17 protein-coding genes are annotated in these 20,503 nt (G+C 35.7%); 5 read left to right on the top strand and 12 right to left on the bottom strand.

Translation table 11 applies throughout. The annotated features are described in order from the left end of the window. Positions 1-71: 71 nt before the first annotated feature. The 11 genes from PL77_RS13880 to PL77_RS13840 all read right to left on the bottom strand — a co-directional run bounded on the left by PL77_RS13880 (position 72) and on the right by PL77_RS13840 (position 12,775). Positions 72-2,444, bottom strand: a complete 2,373-nt coding sequence (locus tag PL77_RS13880) for an outer membrane beta-barrel family protein (RefSeq protein ID WP_044206312.1) — start codon at positions 2,442-2,444, stop codon at positions 72-74. A gap of 663 nt (positions 2,445-3,107) precedes the next feature. Further along, complete coding sequence (locus PL77_RS13875; RefSeq protein WP_044206309.1) at positions 3,108-3,299, bottom strand: cold-shock protein; 192 nt, start codon at positions 3,297-3,299, stop codon at positions 3,108-3,110. A gap of 164 nt (positions 3,300-3,463) precedes the next feature. Then, a complete protein-coding gene (locus tag PL77_RS13870; protein ID WP_044206306.1) occupies positions 3,464-3,925 on the bottom strand; it encodes a cold-shock protein in 462 nt (153 codons plus the stop codon). Positions 3,926-4,224: 299 nt separating this feature from the next. Then, positions 4,225-4,686, bottom strand: a complete 462-nt coding sequence (locus PL77_RS13865) for a hypothetical protein (protein ID WP_156152366.1) — start codon at positions 4,684-4,686, stop codon at positions 4,225-4,227. Positions 4,687-4,875: 189 nt separating this feature from the next. Further along, positions 4,876-5,028: a hypothetical protein gene (locus tag PL77_RS31775; protein WP_156152365.1), complete on the bottom strand. Its 153-nt coding sequence runs from the start codon at positions 5,026-5,028 to the stop codon at positions 4,876-4,878. 231 nt (positions 5,029-5,259) lie between these two features. Further along, positions 5,260-5,412: a hypothetical protein gene (locus PL77_RS31770; RefSeq protein ID WP_156152364.1), complete on the bottom strand. Its 153-nt coding sequence runs from the start codon at positions 5,410-5,412 to the stop codon at positions 5,260-5,262. 244 nt (positions 5,413-5,656) lie between these two features. After that, positions 5,657-6,544, bottom strand: coding sequence for a ChaN family lipoprotein (locus tag PL77_RS13860; protein WP_044206301.1), 888 nt, complete (start codon positions 6,542-6,544; stop codon positions 5,657-5,659). A gap of 504 nt (positions 6,545-7,048) precedes the next feature. Next, complete coding sequence (locus PL77_RS13855) at positions 7,049-7,792, bottom strand: HmuY family protein (RefSeq protein ID WP_044206299.1); 744 nt, start codon at positions 7,790-7,792, stop codon at positions 7,049-7,051. A 30-nt stretch (positions 7,793-7,822) separates the two neighbouring features. Further along, positions 7,823-10,069 carry a TonB-dependent receptor gene (locus tag PL77_RS13850; protein ID WP_044206296.1) on the bottom strand — a complete coding sequence of 749 codons (2,247 nt, stop codon included), beginning with the start codon at positions 10,067-10,069 and terminating at the stop codon, positions 7,823-7,825. A gap of 105 nt (positions 10,070-10,174) precedes the next feature. Beyond that, on the bottom strand, positions 10,175-11,605 hold the full coding sequence (locus tag PL77_RS13845; RefSeq protein ID WP_044206294.1) for an FMN-binding protein: 1,431 nt from the start codon (positions 11,603-11,605) through the stop codon (positions 10,175-10,177). Positions 11,606-11,866: 261 nt separating this feature from the next. Further along, positions 11,867-12,775, bottom strand: coding sequence for a sirohydrochlorin chelatase (locus PL77_RS13840; RefSeq protein ID WP_063769019.1), 909 nt, complete (start codon positions 12,773-12,775; stop codon positions 11,867-11,869). A gap of 381 nt (positions 12,776-13,156) precedes the next feature. Between PL77_RS13840 and PL77_RS30565 the strand changes: the two genes are divergently transcribed. The 3 genes from PL77_RS30565 to PL77_RS13825 all read left to right on the top strand — a co-directional run bounded on the left by PL77_RS30565 (position 13,157) and on the right by PL77_RS13825 (position 17,936). Beyond that, positions 13,157-14,104: an AraC family transcriptional regulator gene (locus tag PL77_RS30565; protein WP_052444403.1), complete on the top strand. Its 948-nt coding sequence runs from the start codon at positions 13,157-13,159 to the stop codon at positions 14,102-14,104. A 126-nt stretch (positions 14,105-14,230) separates the two neighbouring features. Further along, positions 14,231-16,558 carry a TonB-dependent receptor gene (locus PL77_RS13830; RefSeq protein ID WP_044206290.1) on the top strand — a complete coding sequence of 776 codons (2,328 nt, stop codon included), beginning with the start codon at positions 14,231-14,233 and terminating at the stop codon, positions 16,556-16,558. A gap of 64 nt (positions 16,559-16,622) precedes the next feature. Next, positions 16,623-17,936, top strand: a complete 1,314-nt coding sequence (locus PL77_RS13825; protein ID WP_052444401.1) for a PepSY domain-containing protein — start codon at positions 16,623-16,625, stop codon at positions 17,934-17,936. A gap of 150 nt (positions 17,937-18,086) precedes the next feature. Here the strand turns inward: PL77_RS13825 and PL77_RS13820 are convergent, their stop codons facing one another. Beyond that, the gene (locus tag PL77_RS13820) at positions 18,087-18,413 is read right to left on the bottom strand and encodes a DUF6686 family protein (RefSeq protein WP_044206289.1); all 327 of its coding nucleotides are present in this window, start codon (positions 18,411-18,413) and stop codon (positions 18,087-18,089) included. A gap of 164 nt (positions 18,414-18,577) precedes the next feature. Here PL77_RS13820 and PL77_RS13815 point away from each other — a divergent pair, with 164 nt between their 5' ends. Both PL77_RS13815 and PL77_RS13810 read left to right on the top strand, forming a co-directional pair. Further along, complete coding sequence (locus tag PL77_RS13815) at positions 18,578-18,880, top strand: DUF6787 family protein (protein WP_044206286.1); 303 nt, start codon at positions 18,578-18,580, stop codon at positions 18,878-18,880. A gap of 64 nt (positions 18,881-18,944) precedes the next feature. Then, positions 18,945-20,435 carry a PP2C family protein-serine/threonine phosphatase gene (locus PL77_RS13810; protein WP_044206283.1) on the top strand — a complete coding sequence of 497 codons (1,491 nt, stop codon included), beginning with the start codon at positions 18,945-18,947 and terminating at the stop codon, positions 20,433-20,435. Positions 20,436-20,503: the final 68 nt, after the last annotated feature.

The raw sequence follows: 20,503 nt of genomic DNA, 5'->3' as shown, positions 1-20,503 counted from the left end.
CTGCTCCAATACGTGGCTTAGATTTTTTTATTGAAGTAGACCCCAAAAACAGTCCTACCTCTTACCTCAAATTAATTCATACCGCCTGAACTATGTAGTTTTCTTGCTTTTCTACCTTGGAACTGCCCTCCAAAGGCATAAGAGAATGACAATCTATAGACAGGGCGTTCTTGTAAGTAGTAGGTTTGTTCTTGGAAGTCTCTACCAAATACATCTTTCGTAAAACCGCTGTTGATAATATCATCAATTTTGAAGGAGATATTACCCTTACGTTTTAAGACGGCTTTCTTCACGGCTAGATTGAGGGCATAGGTGGGTTGGGTGATATTTTGAGCGTCATATTGTTGACCGGCATATCTGCCCATGATCTGTAAAGTGAAATTTTTCGGTAACGTAAACCTCGTGTTCAGTTTCGCTGTCCAGTTAATAGGGTTCGCATCTGTAGGTACTGTAAACTCTTCGTTGTCATCTTGGATATCCAAGTAGAAGAAATTCAAATTCGCATCAATATTCCACCACTTTGCAATCTGATAATTGGCTGAAATCGATGCACCACCTGTCATCGAAGAACCTAAATTGGCCCAAGTATAGACCGTTAGATCTTGTAGAGAATCATACCTCGATACATTTCTGATAATGTCAGTACTGTGTCTCAAGTAAACGCTCGTATTCAATCCTAGCTTTCCTTTGTTATAACTATGATCCAAACTGATCGAATTAGTATAGGAAGGTTGAAGGTTGGGATTACCTACAGAGACCGTTGAGGAGTTAGAACGTTGTTCGATAGGCAACATATTAAAAATACCTGGACGGTTGATTCTTCTTGAATAACTCACCGCAAGCGTATTGAATTCTCCCAATTGTCTTTGGATATGAAGTGTTGGGAATAAACTTGCGTAATTGATACTATAGGTAGTGTCTTGGCCGCTTTCCGTTTTTACGGTACCGTCAATGGTTGCCACCTCTCCTCTTAGGCCGGCTTTAACCGCATAGTTCCCCAACGCAATATTGTAGGAGCCATACAGAGAATTGATATACTGATCATAATCGTAACTGTAATTTACAATCTCGCCAACCAAGTTATTGGATATTTGTGCGGAAGCATCCAAAAGTTCACCTTTATATCCCGTTTCCAACGATGACTTGTCATTGATCTGATGGGAATAATCCACTTTCAATGATGCATAATTCCAACGTGCATCGGTGTTGACAGAGGAATTTCTATCGGTATCACTTTCTAGTATTGATGCGGTAGAAAACTCTGATTCTCCTCCATTAAAATAGCCGTCGCTTTCTAGTATCCCTTTTTTAAACTCTTTTCTATGATTTAAACTCAATGAATAACCTTGAGCTTCATTCTTTTGAATTCCTATTTCTTGTTGAGAAGAAACGATCTGATCTCCTATTAAATTCGTGTTGGTGTAGAGGTTATCCTCACCGCCTCTCCAATTCCAAATCTCGGCAAATAGCGTAATTGTATTGGTGGAATCTAAAAAGTAATCTGCACCAAATTTTGTATTATAATAACGGCCATTTCTAATGTTATCTCCTTTTTGATCAAAAGTAGGAATGGTCTCGTCAGCATAAATACGTTTTAAGTCTTTTTGATTTTCAAATCTATTCTCACCATAAGAACCTTGTCCAAAGAAGTTGAACTTTTTGATTCTATAGTTTAAGCCAAGGTAGCCATTGTATTTTTCTCCAGTACCGGCACCAATATTTGCACTACCATTGAGCCCTTTCATTTTGTCTTTTTTGGTGATCACATTAATGATCCCCGAAAGGCCATCGGGATCGTATTTCGCAGAAGGGTTGGTGATCACTTCAATTTTTTCAATAGAACCTGCTGGTAATGTTTGAAAAATCTGAGCTGGATCAATTTGTGAAGGTTTCCCGTCAATCAACACCCTGACGTTACTTTCTCCCCTGAGGCTGATGGCTCCATCTGAACCTACACTAATTTCTGGAATGGTTTGAAGCACCTCAGAGACAGAATTGCCTTCAGCAATCATGGCGTCGCTGACATTGACTACTTTTTTGTCAATGGAACGTTCAATACTTGTTTTCTCGGCACGAACTTCTACTTCCTCCAACTGTTCTACATTTTCTCCAATTTTGATCTGTCCAAGATCCGTATTAGGCGTAGAAATCTTAATCTGCTGTTGTAAAGTAGTGTACCCCACAAATTGTACTACAAGCGTATAATTTCCATAAGGGATGTTTTTGATTCTGAACCGGCCTTCGTCGTCCGTTAAGCCTCCACCGATAGAGACATTGTCTTTGTTGTTTAGAGATACAGTGGCGTACCCTACAGGACTACCCTCTTTCTGATCAATGATCTGACCTTTAACGTTACCCTTTTTGTCCAAATTGTCGTTGGCAAAAGTGATAATGGAGATGAATAGTAGTAAAATTAAATTGACACTAAAATTTACAGTTTTCATTGGTATTGTATTGATAATAAAACACCTAATCAGTTACAGACAAAGCGTAAAAATATGCACTTGGATTTTGAAACCAGCATTTATAATGGATACACTTAGGCATTATTTACTTGTAAAATCCGAACGATAAATGAGCTTGGATTAAGAGTAATTAAAATTCTGTAATGAGTTGAATAGATGATTTAGATGAAAGTTATTCCGCTAATTTAATTTTTTTAACCAATAAATCAGCATAGAAGTGTTAAGGCGTAAGGTCTTAATAGGTTTTATTAAGAATTGGAGGTAATTATTAAATGGGGTTTCTACAAGCTTTATGGTATTTAGAAATCAGGAGATTTCTAGTGATCTGTAGGACACGAATGACGCTTTCGCTTAACATTCGCGCCATTGCATTCTTAACGCTTTTCCCTTCAAGGCCGGGGAAGAACTGCTCAATGATGTCTTTGTACACAACAGAGGTTTAGTCTTTTGCTATAGTAGATTCAATTAGAACGAAAAATCACCCACTTTCATTTATTTCGAAGTCGGGAGACTTCGCCAAATGTCATCACAAGTGACGCCTACCGGCTTAACCCTTGCGATAGGAAGTAGAACATAGAAAAACAGGTACAAAAAAAGGCTACTCACCATGAGTAGCCTTTCATTTCAAGAACTTGAATCAGCTTATGAAAGTTGAACGTTTACCGCATTCAAACCTCTTCTTCCTTCTTCAACTTCAAATTGTACTTGATCGTTTTCTTTGATCTCATCGATACAACCTGAGATGTGTACAAAAATTTCGTTGTTTGTCTCGCTATCTACGATAAAACCAAAACCTTTTGTAGCGTTGAAAAACTTTACTGTACCTTGTTTCATAACTATATGTAATTAAAAATCTTCTTTTCAGAATTTATATATAAAATATACCTCTTGTCCTCACATTGCATAAAACACAATGATCCAACAAAAAAGTATTACAATACTAATTTTATGATTTTATTCCTACCGGATAGTTGGTAGATTTTCAATCTCAACAAAAACTAATCTTTAGGACTTTTTACGATATCCACGCAAGATCTTCCTCTAGGAGTATCTTGCAAATCGAACGCTACAAAGTCTTTTTCCTTAATATCATAGTTTTCGTCTACATCACTGATATGGAAAAAATAACGTTCTCTTGATCCTTTTTCGATGATAAAACCAAATTTCTTTTCAGGATTATAATAATCCACACGACCTTGTCTCTTCTGATCTTCAAGATCTTCTTGTTTAGAAACCGAAATCTGAATATCTTCTAACTTGACTTTCTTCTTTGGTTTATCTGGATCTGGTGGTGTTGAAGTAATGTTTCCAAACTCGTCAACATAAGCCATCATGTTTTCAAGATCGCCTTTGACTTTGTTCTTTTTTTGTTCTTCTTTCTTAGCTAGTTTTTCTTCACGCTTTTTTTTCTTCTTTTTGTCCTTTTCTAACTTGTTAAACGTTTGTTGAGATCTTCCCATATTGAATATCTAAAAGTTCCTGCCAAGTATAACTTGATAAGTATTAAACATTCAATAAATAAGTTTTCGAAAAAAGATTATATCTCAAATGAAAAGTAAATACAAAGTTATGTGTATCCAAAAGCGGATACCTCATGCACCACAAATGTAGGTCTTTTATTTCTCAATAAAAATATTTCCAAGTAATAGTAACCATTAATAACAAATAAACTTTTTTCTTAATAAACTGAATTTCAATAAAAAAGCCACCCAAAGTGGGTAGCCTTATTGTATAGAATAGCGGGTAAATAAACACTGTATTATTTCTTTTTGGCCATCACATTGATGGTTATTTCCTGATTTTTAGGGTCATTGCGTTCATCATTGACATAAAATGTGAATTTATGTTGCCCCACTTCAAGATCATTTAAAACGTTCTTCATAAGGTAAACGGTTGCTTCTGTATTTCCTTTGACATGATAATAATATTTATCATTTAATAGTGAAGCATGGATTTGCTCTTCATAATGTGAATTGGTCTTTTTCGCTAAATCAATGTTCCATTCCTCACTCTGCACTAAAAGGCTTGCTATTTTTCCTGGTGCATAAATCCAAACCTTAACGGTATCTGTAAATGACCCTTGCTGTTTCGTTATTGAAGTTCCATGCGATAATTCAAAAGTGGTAGTCTTTGGTATCGCTTCATTGAGTGTCCTTTCCTTACATGCACTACTACTTACCATTAGCAACAGACCTAAGAAAAACGATAATAACTTTTGCATACCTTATTATTTTATTAGTGGAACAATAAACGAAACTGAGTTTATTGTAGAATTACAAACAAGCTTCAGTTATTCATACGATCGATTAATTTTTAAAGTTTATACTATTATCATCTATTAAAATATCACAGACAAAAAAGGCTATTACATACGTAATAGCCTCGTTTTCAACCTAAACTTAAATCTTGGTTATTTTTTTACTGAAACCAGTGTGTCAGCTTCCACATTAGATACTTTTACCTCTTTTTCTTGGTATCCAGGAGAGGCAGTGCTATACATCATTGTGGTCACAGCAGCAATAGCAATGATTATAACAGCGATAATTGCAAAAACAGTTTTCATAGTAATAGTAAATTAATTTTTATTTTGAGCTAATTTGAAAAACGTCGTCACTCTTAAGCAATAGGCATAGGGTTGACAGACTTCTTAGAAAATTTTCCATGACGATTTGTGTGGACGTTGCAAAGCAACGCCCCTAGAGCACTACTTGAAAAATAATCTAAAACTCTCCGTTAACGTTTATCCTAGTACTTCTTTAATTTTATGAGCGAAATAATTTTGAGCGACAAATAATTACTTCTGCATTGATACAGCTGTACCAACATTGGCCTTTGTGATTGTTACCGCTTCATCATCTAACCCCGGCAAAGCCGAAGTATACATCACTGTCGTAGCAGTGGCGATAACAATAATTAGGGCAGCAATAATTCCAAAAACAGTTTTCATAGTAATGGTAATTTAATTTTTGTTTATCAATTCAGATCAGCCTTTGAGCGAAAAAGACTGAGCTATTTAAAAGTTTCAATCCAATAAAGGACCATAACCTTCCGGTGTACTCAGTTTTTTTATATTTTTTTCAAAAAAAAGTCATTTTACCTAAAAAGAGCATGTTTAACCCCTTATTTTCATCAAAACAAAGTGCTAAACATGCTCTTCTTAATTCTTTTTTAATACTATATCTACTCTTCTTTTAGAAGGTTTTTGTCATATTGCTATTACATATAATGGTAAATTCGTTGGTTCCTTTGTTTTCATCAGACAGTTTTGAAAGGTCAGTTTGCTGTCCAAAAGCAATAACACCTGCTTTCAAATTTTTATTATAATGATTGACATACCATACTGTTCCTTCATGATTTTTGGAGTGGAAGTCTCCGTTATAATGTAAGAATAATTTACCCTTATTTTTCTTTTTTAATCCTTCCACAATAGAATATCCCATCGTTGCATCTTTGATGGCTTGTGCTTCTACAAATTGCTTTGCTTTTCCGGTCATGCCGTGCCCTGCCATCATTTGCTCCATTTCTTTGTAAGATGGATTTTCGTAAGGTACTTCGATAGGCAAAGGGGCGATATAGTTTTTCTTCGCTTCCTTACTCAATGTCTCCAACTCTGCCAATCCCTTTTTAGAAACAAGACTCGCGTATCTTCTTGGTACGTTAGTGGCAATAAATGGGATGTTATGTGCTTTAGCAAAATCTACTAAAGGGGCATAATCCGTTTTATAGTTGTCCCATGCTTTGCCGTCTTTGATTAAAACAGCTTCTTTGATAAAACCTTGTAAATACTCGTCCAATACTAATTGATTGTCCTTTTCGAACATTTCTGCTCCAAGCACAATCTCATTGTTTTTTTGTTCTGCTAATGATTTTGTTAATTCAAATTGTAACCAATGGGCAATTGGGTTGTTGTGCAATTCTCCAAAAAACACAACATCATAGTTCGAAAGACTTTCGGCCATTTCCTCAAAAGTGACTTCTTTTCCTTCTTTGTCAAAGATTTGGTAAGCTTTCAATGGCGTTTGTGAAAATGCTGCTATTGTATAAAAGGTCAATAGCAAGGTGATAATATTTTTTTTCATGACTTTAAGTTAAAGACTTTTTATGAAATTCGACGAGTTTAATTTGAATGTGATACAACTTATTTTCTGGTGTGAAAAGTGGCTTTTCTCTTTTCTAAATTGTGATGGTTTCAATAGAAAATACAGAATAAACTACGTTATCATCAACTTTTAAAAAAGTATTAAACACTCAGGTGTTTCGTGCACCATAGTTAAAACTATGAGCAGGTGATAGTTCAACCTCATCAAGACTGAAGCCTTGAAGGTTGATAACATAAGTAACACTTTAGTGTTGATGGAGGCTGTATCACTTGCCCATGACTTGAGTCATGGTGTGCGATATTTTGTCAATTTACTTTTCCAGATACTCAAAAACGAAACTAAAAATGACTTACAATACACTAAACCATTCAATTAACCGTATTGTTTTTACAGAATGAAAACCGTAACCTCATACGAGGCTACGGTTATACACACTTCTAAATTAGCTTCGTAAGGATTTTAACCTTACAGATATCAATAAAATTATTCTGCTATCAAACGTTGGAATTTGAAGGCAGGATAACCTTGCTCTAAATCATCGTTGTAAAAACCTGTAAATGCTAATTTGAAGAAAACACCATCAGTTGTTTCAATAATATAGTATTGGTTTTCAACAATCTTATAAGTGAATGTAGCAAAATCTAATGCTTTCCAGTCAGAACCAATTGCATCAACTTCTGATGACAATGTTAGGTTCATTGCATCTGCGTAAGAAACTTCATCATAAGAGATGAACGTTTCTCCTCCTTCTTCCAATTCTTCTTTGTTTAAACGGATCGCTTTTGTTTCTCCTTTGTTGACCAATGCTCCTGTCATCATGTAAGGCACATACTCTGTACCGTCATGTGCTTTACCATTGTAGTAAGCCAATACGATGTCCCAACCTTCGCTACCTTCCGCATGATCTTTTTCAGTATCCCAAACATCAAATTTCACATACTCTTCGTCGTTGTAATGGTATCCAAGCGTATCTGCATTTGAAGTTAATGAAGCAGCATCAAGATCCACAAATACTTGGCGGTTGTAGCTCAACTTCACTTCTTCAACTTGTTGTGTGTGGTGATTAAAACCTTCTTCATATACATCTGGAGTACTGTATAATGGTACTTGCAATGTGTAAGATGAACCATCCAACGGTGGTATTGATGGAACTGTTACTGTATCTTCTTCAGAACATGAGAATAATGCAGCTGATAATAATAGACTAGCGAAAATTGACTTTTTCATCGTAATTAGTATAAAAATTTGTTGTTATAATTAAATCTTGTTGAGATGATACTTTAGAGAAATAAAATAAGTTCTTCCCCAAGCAATCAACATATTTGATGACCCTGTATGTGCCCCACCTTGTGTTGTGTTGGTCACATCATTGACATCCAGGATATTTTTCACACCTCCATTGAGTGAAAAACGTTTATTCTTAAAGTTTTTAGTTACTGAATAGTTCAGCATATTGTAAGCATCCACGGATCCCTCACCTACTTGATCTCCTTCTTGATCAACGATCAGCTGTAACCTCTTTCCTGTATACTTGTAATCCAATTGCATAGAAAGATCAAGGTTAGGCCAGAAGTAAGATGCCGTTGCTACAAAGTCTGTAGAGTAAACGAAATTGAATTTCCCCGAATCGTTAAAATCATAACCTATCCCTGTCAATGTTACGCCTGCATTCATTTTCAGGCGATTGTTATTATTGTAATTGACAGAAAATGTACCTCCATGCGTTCTCTTTTGAGAAAAGTTGTCATAATAATACGATACCCCATCAGTACTCATTATAAGATCTATAACATCATAGAGATGATTATTAAACCCTGTCAGGTCTAACTTCAATGCTGAATGATCTGCGACATCAAAAGTTTTAGAAACGGTAGCAGTTGTACTCAGTGATGTTTCGGGACTTAAATTTTCATTTCCATAAATCTTATGGTTAGTATCGACAAAATCCATGTAAAGCTCCTTCATACTTGGTGCTCTAAAACCTTTAGCAAACGATATTCTACTAGACCAGTTGTTTTCGGAGTTCCACTTCAAGTGAGTAGAGTAAATTAGCGGAGCGTTATAAGTATTATGATTGATATACCTCAACCCCGGTTGTAATACTAATTGCTTCGTTAGATTAATTTTCAAATCCGACCATAAAGAGTTTTCGATCAATGCAGTGCCAGACTCAATTTTATCGCCTTCACCTGTTTCATGATTCAGCTCATAGCCTAATTGCCAATTCAACCAAGAATTCAACTCTTTTCCGTAAGATAATCGAGCATTGAGAGTCGCAAACCGATCTACAGTTGCGTCTCCTCTTTTATCTTCTTCATTAAGATCTTCCTTCACAACATACTCTTGGCCTGTTCTTTTGTAAGTATTGTAAGAAACTTGCCCAACCAAAGAGGAACTATCTCTAAATTTTTTATCAAACTGACCATAATAGGTCACTCTTTGAGTAATAAAGTTTTGATCAATAGCACGATAAGGCTGAAGATACTCTCCTTTGATCGTAAGATCATCATTACTTAATCTCACCCCAAACTTTGTATTCCACCCTGATAATTTAATACCATAATAGGCGTCTGCATTGATTTGGTCTTTAGGATTCCAATCCATATTACGACTAGATGTACTAAGATCATGTCCATTGAAATACCTATACCCTCCAGAAATCCCAAATTTTGATTTTCCTTTATTACTTTGAACACTTACATTTCCATTCAATTGCCCTATAGACTCTGCGTAAGTTCCTGCGTCAAGAGACCAGCTGTAATATTTATTTTCTTTAGTGATGATATTAATTGTACCTGCTAGTGCATTAGATCCATACACTACAGACATAGGTCCTTCAATCACTTCAATATGATCTACCTGTGTCATATCAATTTGAGATAAATCAATATTACCATCCTGTCTTCCTACGATTGGCATTCCATCAATTAGAAACTTTACATGCTGCCCTTCCAACCCTTGCATAATGATTTGAGTACCTAAAATAGCATCCTCCCTCAAATTGATATTGGGTTGAAAACGTAAGGCATCTCTAATGCTTTGGACACCTTGTTTGTCCATTACATCACCTGTAATAATACCCACTCTATAGATGGATTGGTCCACACGTTCAGGCTCAACGCTTGCCGTTTTCACCACTTGATCAAGCATTAATAAATCCGGCTTTAACTTTATCTTTATCGACTGCCCTTCATCCAAGTACAGCTTTTTGGTTTGGAATCCTGTATAGGAAACGATGCATTGCATTTTCTCTTCCAGAGAAATAGTTACTTTTCCTTCTCCATTGGAAGAGAAATACTGCTTTTCTCCTGATGCTGAAATCAGACAAACGTGTGCTCCCACTAATGGAAGGCCTTCTGTGGAATCTACAATTTCAAGTTCGACTTTAGGAACTTGTGCCAGTGTACTGATTGCATAACACAACATCAATACACAAATCGTAATTTTATTTTTCATATCTATTTTCCATTTTTTCATGGACTGCTTTCCCACGATTGAAATCATGGACTATTGATGTTATTAGAAAGGTCGATGTCTCTACCTTTTTGGTACGTGGATAGACCTTTCAGACTACCTTTTTGGTACATGGGTAGACACATAGGTCTACCCCTACGACGCACGGCGGGGGATTGCGATTTTCTTTCCTGTTTTCTTTGTATTTTTGACCGTCGAGAGCTCTTTCAATCCATCTAAAACACATCCTGTCGGACATGCCACTCTACACCATAGCATAGGGTATTTGATCGAAATACCTATAAATGCTAAAGAGACATAAAACCAATACGATGAAAGTTCTGTACTGAATAAATCCGGGAACAATTCGTAATTGCCAAACTCCTTATAACCGTAGACAAAACCTCCAAAAAGAACGATTGTCAAGGCATATCGGATGTATTCAGCTTGTTTGTTAGTGATAAATAATTTCTTTGATTTGAATGGTGAATATTTCAAAGAGATCATTTGTGCCGCACCGAAAGGACATACATAAGAACAATAGGCATTTTTGCCCCAAATTGCTGATAGTAATGTCATCAATGCATATATACTCAAGAAAAGAGAGACTTCTGTTCCCATAAATGGCATCAGGTAAGTGATGTACGTGAACGAAGAGTTCATTCCAAAACCAATATAAGCCATTGTGAAAATAGAAACTGCCAATCTAGTTTTCTTTGTTTTCTTAATCTGTGGCAACATTGCGAATAAGAATATTGCTCCGATGACAATGATGTGTACAATCCACCAATAAGTCAGTTCGGCCTTCACTTGGAAACCGTCCAAATCATAGTCATAGTAAGTGGATAGCACCTGAGGGGCAGTGACCGCAAAGGCCTCTGTCACCCCATCTGCCATTGCTTTTGTTGTGATAGTAGCACCGGAAACAGCATCAATGATATGGTCATCATTTCTTGTACTTAAGTGATGGTATTGCTCTAAATAAGAGCTTCTTAATACCTTTCTCAAGTAGCTTTCTGTTTCTTTCGATGTAATGTAAGTTACTTCTTCCAGCATTCCTCCCAAGGTCATTTCCATACCCAAATAAATAGGTCCTGAAAACCCTTGAACGGTGTTATGAAGCATATTTTCAAAGTACAGTGATTTTAATTTTCCGCTTTGATAAATTTCTGCATAGCAGAGATCACCTTTCATTTTCACGACCACCTCTGCATCATCTTCATATTTTTCTTTTAGTCTTTCCGCTATGTTCTTTGCCCATTCCTTGTTGTGAAGGGATTCACCCATACCAGAATGAAAAGAAAGCATCCCTGCTTCTTTTGTTCGTTTTTTCGCAATTGGTCTTACCATACCGTATTCTCCCAAAACATAACTTTTCCCTTCTGAAATCATTCCTGCCTGTACTGTATGTTTCACTGCAAAATCTGTCACCAATTTTGGAGCAAAGAATTCATTCTCGATGGTTGAGATATGTTCATTCAGATCCGATCTTTCTAACGGACCGTAATAAGCAAAGAACCCAAACACACCAAAAACGAGGAGGGTAAGTATAGACTTTCTATAATCTATTTTCAATTGCTGTTTCATCAATCTACTTTTACAAAACCGATATTACATTTACGAATAACGGATTTATATAAACTTAATCATTTTATTCTGTTTCAAGTGTTAAGCGATAGCATCACTTGGAACTGTTTTTTGGCGAAGTCTCCTGACTTCGAATTTTATTTTGATTTGTTTCGAAGTCGGGAGACTTCGCCAATATTGAATCACAAGTGACGCTTGTCAGCTTAACACTTGCGATATAGAAGTGCACGAAGCACTTATTACATTTATTAATGCTTGTTACTATTTCGCAGCAACCGTTTTTCCTTTTACCTCAGCAACCGTTTCAGCAACGATTTTTACTACCCATTTATTGATGTTCGCATCTGGAAGAATCGCATCTTGTTTGTATACTACACGCTTTTGGTCTTCTACCATATCCACACCTTTCTGAATGATCTCACCTTGGAAATGCTCATCATTAGCTACCAATACCGGGATAACAATCGCTCTTTCTTCCAATTCTAAGATTTGGTCAATTGCTTTTTTAGTAGGCTCAGAAGAGTATCTGACCAAGTGACCACACCATCCGTAAGAGATAGAACCAATACCCGTTTGTGCTTTCAAATAACGTCCGATATCCTCTACCATTTCTTCCCACTGTTGGTTAAACTCCTCATCACCATAAGCGATTAAAGCGACACCTTCGTCTCCAGAACCATTTGATAATGCTTTGGCTCTACGTGTGATATTTTTCTTCAATACTGTAGGGAAATCTAAAAGTGGTGTTACAATTACTCTAGCTTTTGAAGTATACGTCTCAATACCTTCTTCTTTTAAGCTCGCTTTCACTTTTGGATCGTTAGCCAATCCTACAATGTTAGGAATGTCATTTGATGTGTGTGATGAAATTGTCAAGAAAATAGGTACTACAATTACTCTATCGTAGTTTTCTTCATCAAATTTCTTCATTTGAGTAGCAATTGATGGTTCTGTATATTCCATAAATGCTGTACGAACGTCTGTGATTTCACCACTTTTCATGATGTCATCTTTCACATCTATCTCAATATCTTTCAACATCTGTCTCCACCCTTTTGAGTGAGAACCGTGATTGACTAACAACACACCAATTTTCTCACCTGTGTTTGAATTGGCTGTTGATGCACTGTCTTGATTTTTCTTCTCTCCTGTTGTACAAGAGAACATCATCAATGATGCTAAAGCGAAAAGGAACGAGTTGAATAATTTCTTCTTCTATTTATAATTAATCTAAATAAGAACAACACAAATGTAGGGGGAAAGGACCTTAAAGGTTTATCGAAATCGGAAATGATTTTTTCGAAATGAGAAAAACATTGCTTACACAATTCAACAAACCACCTTAGCAACATCTATAAAAACCTGATTACATGACACTTACACTTTATTTAATTTTCCACAAACAGAATTACAACATTTCATCTATTTTTAATTAATCTAAATTAAACTACTTTTGTGATAGAAATTATTAGAGCAATCTATAATAATTCGACACTACAACTAATCAATTTAATTAGGTTATCAGATTTTTTCCGGTAAGAAAATAAAGCAATGCTTCACTTTTTTAATAAAATAAATAAGCAGAATACAGTCATTATTTCTTCGAAAGAAGAATTTGGATTATTAAATGAACATAGGCAGTATTTACCTCACTTCGGAACGGGTGATGTAAAAGCTATCTCTTATGAGTCATGGGCTATTTATTTAATTCAACTTGAAAAATGTTTATTTAAACATGAAGCACTTCATGTAGCCACAAAGAGTAAGTGTATTGTATTTAATTTAGATCAAAAGAATGAAGTGGAATGGTCTACTTATCAAGAAAAAGCACATAAGATAAAGCCTCAAACCGCTACTTTTTTTAATACTATTGATAAGAGTTTTGAGCTAAACCTTACAAAACCGATCAATATTCTGATCATTGAACTAAGAGAAAATTACTTTGAACAAGGGCTGTTCCATCCTTCTTTAAAGCAACTTATTCTAGCAGTGTTTAATGATAACGATCGATTGTCTTTTTCAATTTCTAAACAACTTTCTGTTTACATAGAAGAAATCAATCAATCAACCAAAAGGGGTGTTTGTCAGTTGATGTTTCTGAATGCAAAGATATTTGAAGTGCTTTCTGAAATTACCGATGACCTTGAAACGTTACCTGATATTGACTCCATTCACCCCTACCAAGAACAATTGGATCAAATCAAAAGACTTATTGACTCAAAGCTTCATATTCAATTTTCGATTACAGAATTGGCTAAGAACGTAGGGTTAAACACCTCCTACCTTAAAAAGTATTTTAAAGAAGCTTTCAATGAAACGATCTTTGAATATGCTACCAGAAAGAGAATTGAATACGCTAAGGAACTTTTAGAAACAACAGACCTACCAATATCTTCTATTTCTGAAAAAATAGGCTACCAACAAGGAGCACACTTCTCTTATGCCTTTAAGAAAAATACAGGACAAACACCGAATCAATATCGAAAAAACTTCAATTAACATCTTTTAAACCAACCACCTAGCATCTGTTAATTTGGAATTATTAAAAAAGTAACAATCTACAAAATGGAATCAGTCTAAATAAAGGATTATGTTTGCAACTGAAACAATTCACTTTATTAGACCATGACTATTTTAAGGCTTACCCTAATTTTATTACTATCTCCTATTGTTCTGTTAGCTCAACAATCCGTGTCAGGTAAAGTAACAGATCAAAACGGGGAAGCACTTCCGAGTGTAAGTGTGGGTATACTCAATACAAGTATCAGTCAAACAACCACTGATGATGGTTTGTTTACTTTAAACAATGTCCCTGAAGGAGAACATCAGTTGGTCGCTTACTTTGTAGGCTACGAAAAGTCTATCACCAACATTCGGGTTATCAAAGGGAAAGAAATCAATCTCTCACTTTCTCTAAAAGAAAATACAAGAGAACTTCAACAAGTAGAGATTCTTGGTGTAGAAGAAGAATCCTATAACAACTCCTATACTTTTAGTGCAACAAGGACAGGAACACTGATTAAAGACGTACCTCAGTCCATTTCTACTGTCACTAAAGAATTGATCATTGATCAGCAAGCTTACTATTTAAGTGATGTTGTGAGAAATATTGCAGGGGTCAACCAACATACCATCTACAATGATTTTACGGTAAGAGGCTATAGAAATCAAGATGGTCAGTTAGTGAATGGTCTTAAGACTTCTTTCAATATGTGGACGCAGCCTATTATTGGTTTATATGAAAGAGTGGAAGTGATCAAAGGACCTGCTTCTGCTTTGTTTGCCAATGCGAACCCTGGAGGAACCATCAACTTTGTCACGAAAAAACCTTTAACTACGCAACAAGGAACAGCAACCGTCTCTGCTGGCAGTTTTAATACTTACAGTGCCAATGTAGACGTTACAGGCCCGCTTACTAAAAATAAAAAAGTCTTATACCGCTTAAATACAGGCTATCAATCCACTGATTCTTTCAGAGATAATAGTGGTGGAGAATCCTTCTATGTGGCTCCTTCCATTTCTTATATGCCATCTGATAATACTAAATTCAATGTGGACATGGTCTATATGAAAAACAATACCGTTTTGGACCGTGGAAAGCCCAATTATGAAGGTAGTAAGGACTTAAATCAGACACCCATACATCTTTCTACTTCCCAGCCAGGAGATCACCTCAATAATGATAATTTATACATTACATTCTCTTGGAATCAGAAAATTACGGACTGGCTGTCTTTCAACTCTTCCTACCTCATGTTTAGGTCTGAATCGGACCTTGCCGAGCACAGAACTAACGGAAAATACATTTCTCCTAGTGTATTAGAGATGCGTTATGTGGAAAGAGAGGAATATCAAAATTCTGATAACATCACGAACTATTTTGTCTCAAAATTCAATACTGGACAGGTAAAACATACTGTAATGGTAGGAATGGATTACAGCGAAAAAGTGTATGATAAAAACGAGAGACAAGCTCGTGGTGAAGCGCAAGGTGTTCCTAATTTTGATTTGGATAACCCTCAATACGGAAATAGTAACCCTTCGGATTATGATTTCGATCCAAAAAGAACTATCCACATGGGAACTACAGCATATACTAAAAACTACACCACTGGTTTTTACATTCAAGAACAACTCAATTACAAGAAATTAAATGTCTTGGTGGGGCTCCGTCAAGAGTTTTACAAAGATGTGCGTTTAGAGAATGGTAATACACAAACAAAAGAACAATCAGCATTACTGCCCCGTTTAGGCATCACGTATGAGTTGACCAATACCATCAACTTATACGGCACGTACACTGAAGGTTTTGAACCACAAGACTTTGGTATGAATGCTGAACAAAATGGAGGACCTTTTGATCCGAGAATCTCCAGCATGTGGGAAACAGGTTTGAAAGGAGAGTTTTTTGACGGAAAGTTGTCTGCAACTACCTCTGTCTATTGGATCACGGTCAACAATATTTTGGTACAAGACCCTAATGATGTGGATCGTCTGATACAAAGAGGCCAAGAGCAATCGAAAGGTTTCGAAATTGAGGTCAACGGGCAAATCACAAAAAACTTAAGTTTAACGACAAATTATGCCTTCAATAATGCCATTATCACCGAGTCAGATAATCCTGATGAGATCGGGAAACAAAAGGAAAATGCTCCTCAAAACCAAGCAGGTTTCTGGGCTAAATATGATTTCCTAGAGGGTACGCTAAGAGGATTTGGTGTTGGTTTTGGTGGTCAATATATTGGTCAGAGAAATACGAATACCACAGACCTTGTCTTGGACGATTACCTGCTTTGGGATGCGGCTATGTATTATAATTTTAAAAACTTCAGAATCTCAGCCAACCTAAAAAATATTACAAACGAAACTTATTATGTAGGTGGTTACAGTTATGATAGAGTTTTCCCTGGTGCACCAAGGAATTTCACAATTGGGTTAACTTATAAATTCTAATACCTCTTCGGGGTACACAAAATATACAGCGGGCAGTCACATAGGACTGCCCCTACGGAACAACATGATGAATAAAAAACAACTTTGGAAATGGCATAGCTGGCTGGGACTGTATAGCGGTCTTGTAATCTGTATATTGAGTTTTACAGGTGCTTTGGCGGTTTTCAAAGTTGAAATAGATCATTCATTAAATAAGGAATTATTTTATGTTACTCCCCAAGAAAAGGTAGGTAACATCAATCAATACATTTACGCTATTCTTGATACATACCCCGAACATAACGGTTATATAGTTGAACCCGCCGAAGCTGTTGATCGCTCATGGAAAGTATCATTTAGACTTAAAGAAGAGGGACGTAACATTGCAAAAGAAGTTTTTTTCAATCCCTACAATGGTGAAGTAGTAGGAGAAAGAGACATGTATAAAACTGTGTCGTTTTTTATTAGAAATATCCACGTTAGACTATTTGATCACTGGTATGGAAGACAGTGGGTAGGACTGGCAGGCGTATGTATGCTCATTTCACTTGCCGTGAGTATTCCATTGTATTTTGATTTTACGAAAAAGCAAAAGTTTGGTAAAGTCAGAACCAAAAGAAGCCGTCAGAAATGGGCAGACCTTCACAAGTTTATTGGTTTGGCCACCATTGTTTTCCATTTGATCATTGCCATTACTGGGGCTTGGCTGGGATTGCAACCCAAAATCCAAAAACCTTTAATGGGTGACCGTCCTGGTATCTACAAACCTACCGAATTTCCTTTATCAAAATCAGAAGATAACCGAACAGCGATTGATTTCATCCACCTTCAGACACAAGTCAAAAAAGAGTTTCCTGAGTTGACTTCCTTAAAAATCAAATCCTCTGCCGACGGTAGTCGAACAGTTTCTGTTTTTGGTAATATACCTAGGATGCCCTATGAAAGGCAAACCAATTTCGTCGTCTTTGATAAAGGCGATTTATCACTGGTTTATAAACTTGATCTACGAAAAACAGGAATAGGAAGTCATATTTTCTATATGCAAGAAGCCCTACATTTTGGAGATTTTTGGGGTATAGGATTGAAAGTGATCTACTGCTTTTTGGGATTGATTGGAGGCTTTTTAGGGATTAGTGGTTTCTTTGTTTATTACAAAAGAACGGAGAAAAAAAGAGTGCAAAAATATCCTCTCTTGACGACCTCCAATATCATTTATGGTTTTACTTTAGGAAGTGTATTGATCATGCTATTGATTGCTTACTCAAGTATTACTTTTGGTGCCGACTACCCTACAAGTACTATTACTACTCCTGCTTTTTATGGACTGATCTGCATCTATATTCTATACCGACTTATTCGGTACTTCAAAACAAAAAACCTCAACCATATAAATAGTTGAGGTTTAAATGTGATTAAGATTTTCTAATCTACATAAAAAATTATAGGAAACTTCAACGAAGAATCATCGTTGATCGACACTTTATCATGACTAGAACCTCTAGCCGATAGGGAATTTTATAAACTTATCTCATATAGCAAGTTTATTGGGTTATGATGCTTTGCTCAAGATCTTTTCTGTTTCAATCATTAATATGGCTATCTGCATCCCTGTCTTCAGGTCTTCAAACTCCTCATGACTCAAACAGTAATTCACTTGTTTATCTTTTGTCTTCAAAATCAATCTTCCTTCTCCATCATCAAATTGAAATGAATGTTGATGAAAATCGATACTTGATATCTTTTTAGCGTAATTGAAAAATTCATTTTGTTCAAAATTGAATAATAGGCCTTTCAGATGTATACCTACTTTTTTACAATCCTGACATTGACTTATAATTAGTTCTTTTTCTGAGTATAATTTCTTTGCTCTACACATTTCACAATGCTTTTTTATGACTCGATTGAGTGTTTGTTATTTTTATTTAGATCAAATATAAATAACAAATTTTGATTTACAATGAAATGCTCATAAATTATATGAGAATAAACATATCTTAATACTTTTTTCACTAACTTTGGTTTACAATTTAAGTCGATAATATGGGGTTTATAGATACACTAAAAAAGAGGTGGAACGTTAAAAGTGGTTGGCAAGTAGGTGTTATATTACTTGTCTTTGCACTCACTGGTACAACATTTATGTACACTGTAAAGCCTTATGTTTATCCATTATTTGGCATTACCAGCGAGACCAGTACTTGGATCAGAGTACTTGCATTTTTCTTTATTGGTCTCCCTTGTTATCAGGTGCTTCTTCTTGTTTGGGGAACACTTCTGGGACAGTTTAAATTTTTCTGGGAATTCGAAAAACGAATGTTTAGAAGAATGATTGGCAAAAAATAGCTCTTGTCACACTCTTGTTCCTTCAACTTTCATATTATTATTTTCTGGGCCAGCAATTTTATTTATGCTTCTTCCATTTACTGTATCTAAAGAGGATGACCACTTACTAGCTTTATACCGTCAAGAACGTATCAGAAAGTGCTATTCTGCCATACCTTTTTTCTTTATAAGTTATCTGATGATCATCTCCTACTATGTATTAGATGACTTTAGAGTATTTGAACCTTCCTCTCTTTTTACATTCAGTAGAATTCCTTCTATCATTTTCTCTTTAGTTTTGATTGTTCTTCGTTTTACAAACTCAAAAGACGGAAAACTAAAAAACTATTGGATTCCGATGTATACTGTCACCATTACCTCTATTATTTATAGTTTGTATGCCGTGGCTTTTCTCGCTTATGAGCAACCTGATTATTTTCTTTCAGGCCTATACGTTATTACTGGATTTCAATTTACGGCATTAATCTATAGTATAATGCCCACTTCTGTTGCCATCGGTATTATCGGTGTTGGTGCCTCTACTTTTACAGCTTCTATTTATTATCAATACGGTGCTTTTACCTCTTCCTATGACATTCCTAATTTCATTGCCGTCAGCATTATCAGTATTGTTGTACTTTTTGTCAAATACAACAATACCTTCAGGCACTTTAAAAGTCATATTTTACTGAAGGAAGAAAAAACAAAATCGGACTCGTTGTTCCAATTGACTTTAGAGCAAAACGAGAAACTCCAATCACAAAAAGAATTTATTAATCAACAAAAAGATATTCTTTCCAGCCACTATAATGACATGCAAGAAAGTTTACAGTATGCTCAGCGTATTCAAAACGCAATGCTACCACTGCCTTTCTACGACATTGAGAAAGTAACGGAATATTTTAACTACTCTGCTCCCAAACATATTGTAAGTGGTGACTTTTACTGGTTTGGAAAATCCGAAAATGCTCAAGTCATTGTGGTTGGTGATTGTACCGGACATGGCGTACCCGGTGCCTTAATGAGTATGTTGGGAATTTCTATTCTGAACCGCCTTGTCACACAAGAAAATGTAGATGACCCTATTCATATTATTGAGAAAATGCATCTACGCCTCAATACTTTATTACAACAAAATTCTACTCATAACAATGATGGCATGGCCTTGTCAGTCATTCGTGTACCACTTTACCATGATGAAAACAGTATTACTTTCTGTGGTGCTAAAAGCCCTGTTTTATTTGTAAAAAAAGAAGGGATTGAGTTTTACAGAGGTGGCCGCTACTATATTGGAGGTAATATTTCTCCCATTAATAAATGTAGAAATATTAGTATTGAAATGGAGGCAGGTATGATGATGTACCTCTACTCTGATGGATTTAGAGATCAATTTGGAGGTGTTTTGGATAAGAAATACACTGGTCATCAATTTAGATCATTCTTACAGCAAATCGCCCATGAACCAACTGCGATACAAAAGCAATTGTTGGATTCAGAATTCCTCAAATGGAAGAATACTAAAACTGAAGAGAATGATCAAGTCGATGATGTATTGGTTGCTGGGTTTCGTTTTTGATAGCAATAGTTCATAAAACTGAATACATTGTAAACTAAGTTTCCGTCAATTCATTTAATTTCTCTTAT

Origin of the sequence: Flammeovirga sp. OC4 (assembly GCF_000812565.1) — a bacterium.
Classification (GTDB): Bacteria; Bacteroidota; Bacteroidia; order Cytophagales; family Flammeovirgaceae; genus Flammeovirga.
The sequence above is the reverse complement of the archived record's forward strand: the minus strand, read 5'-3'. Positions and strand labels throughout refer to the sequence as shown.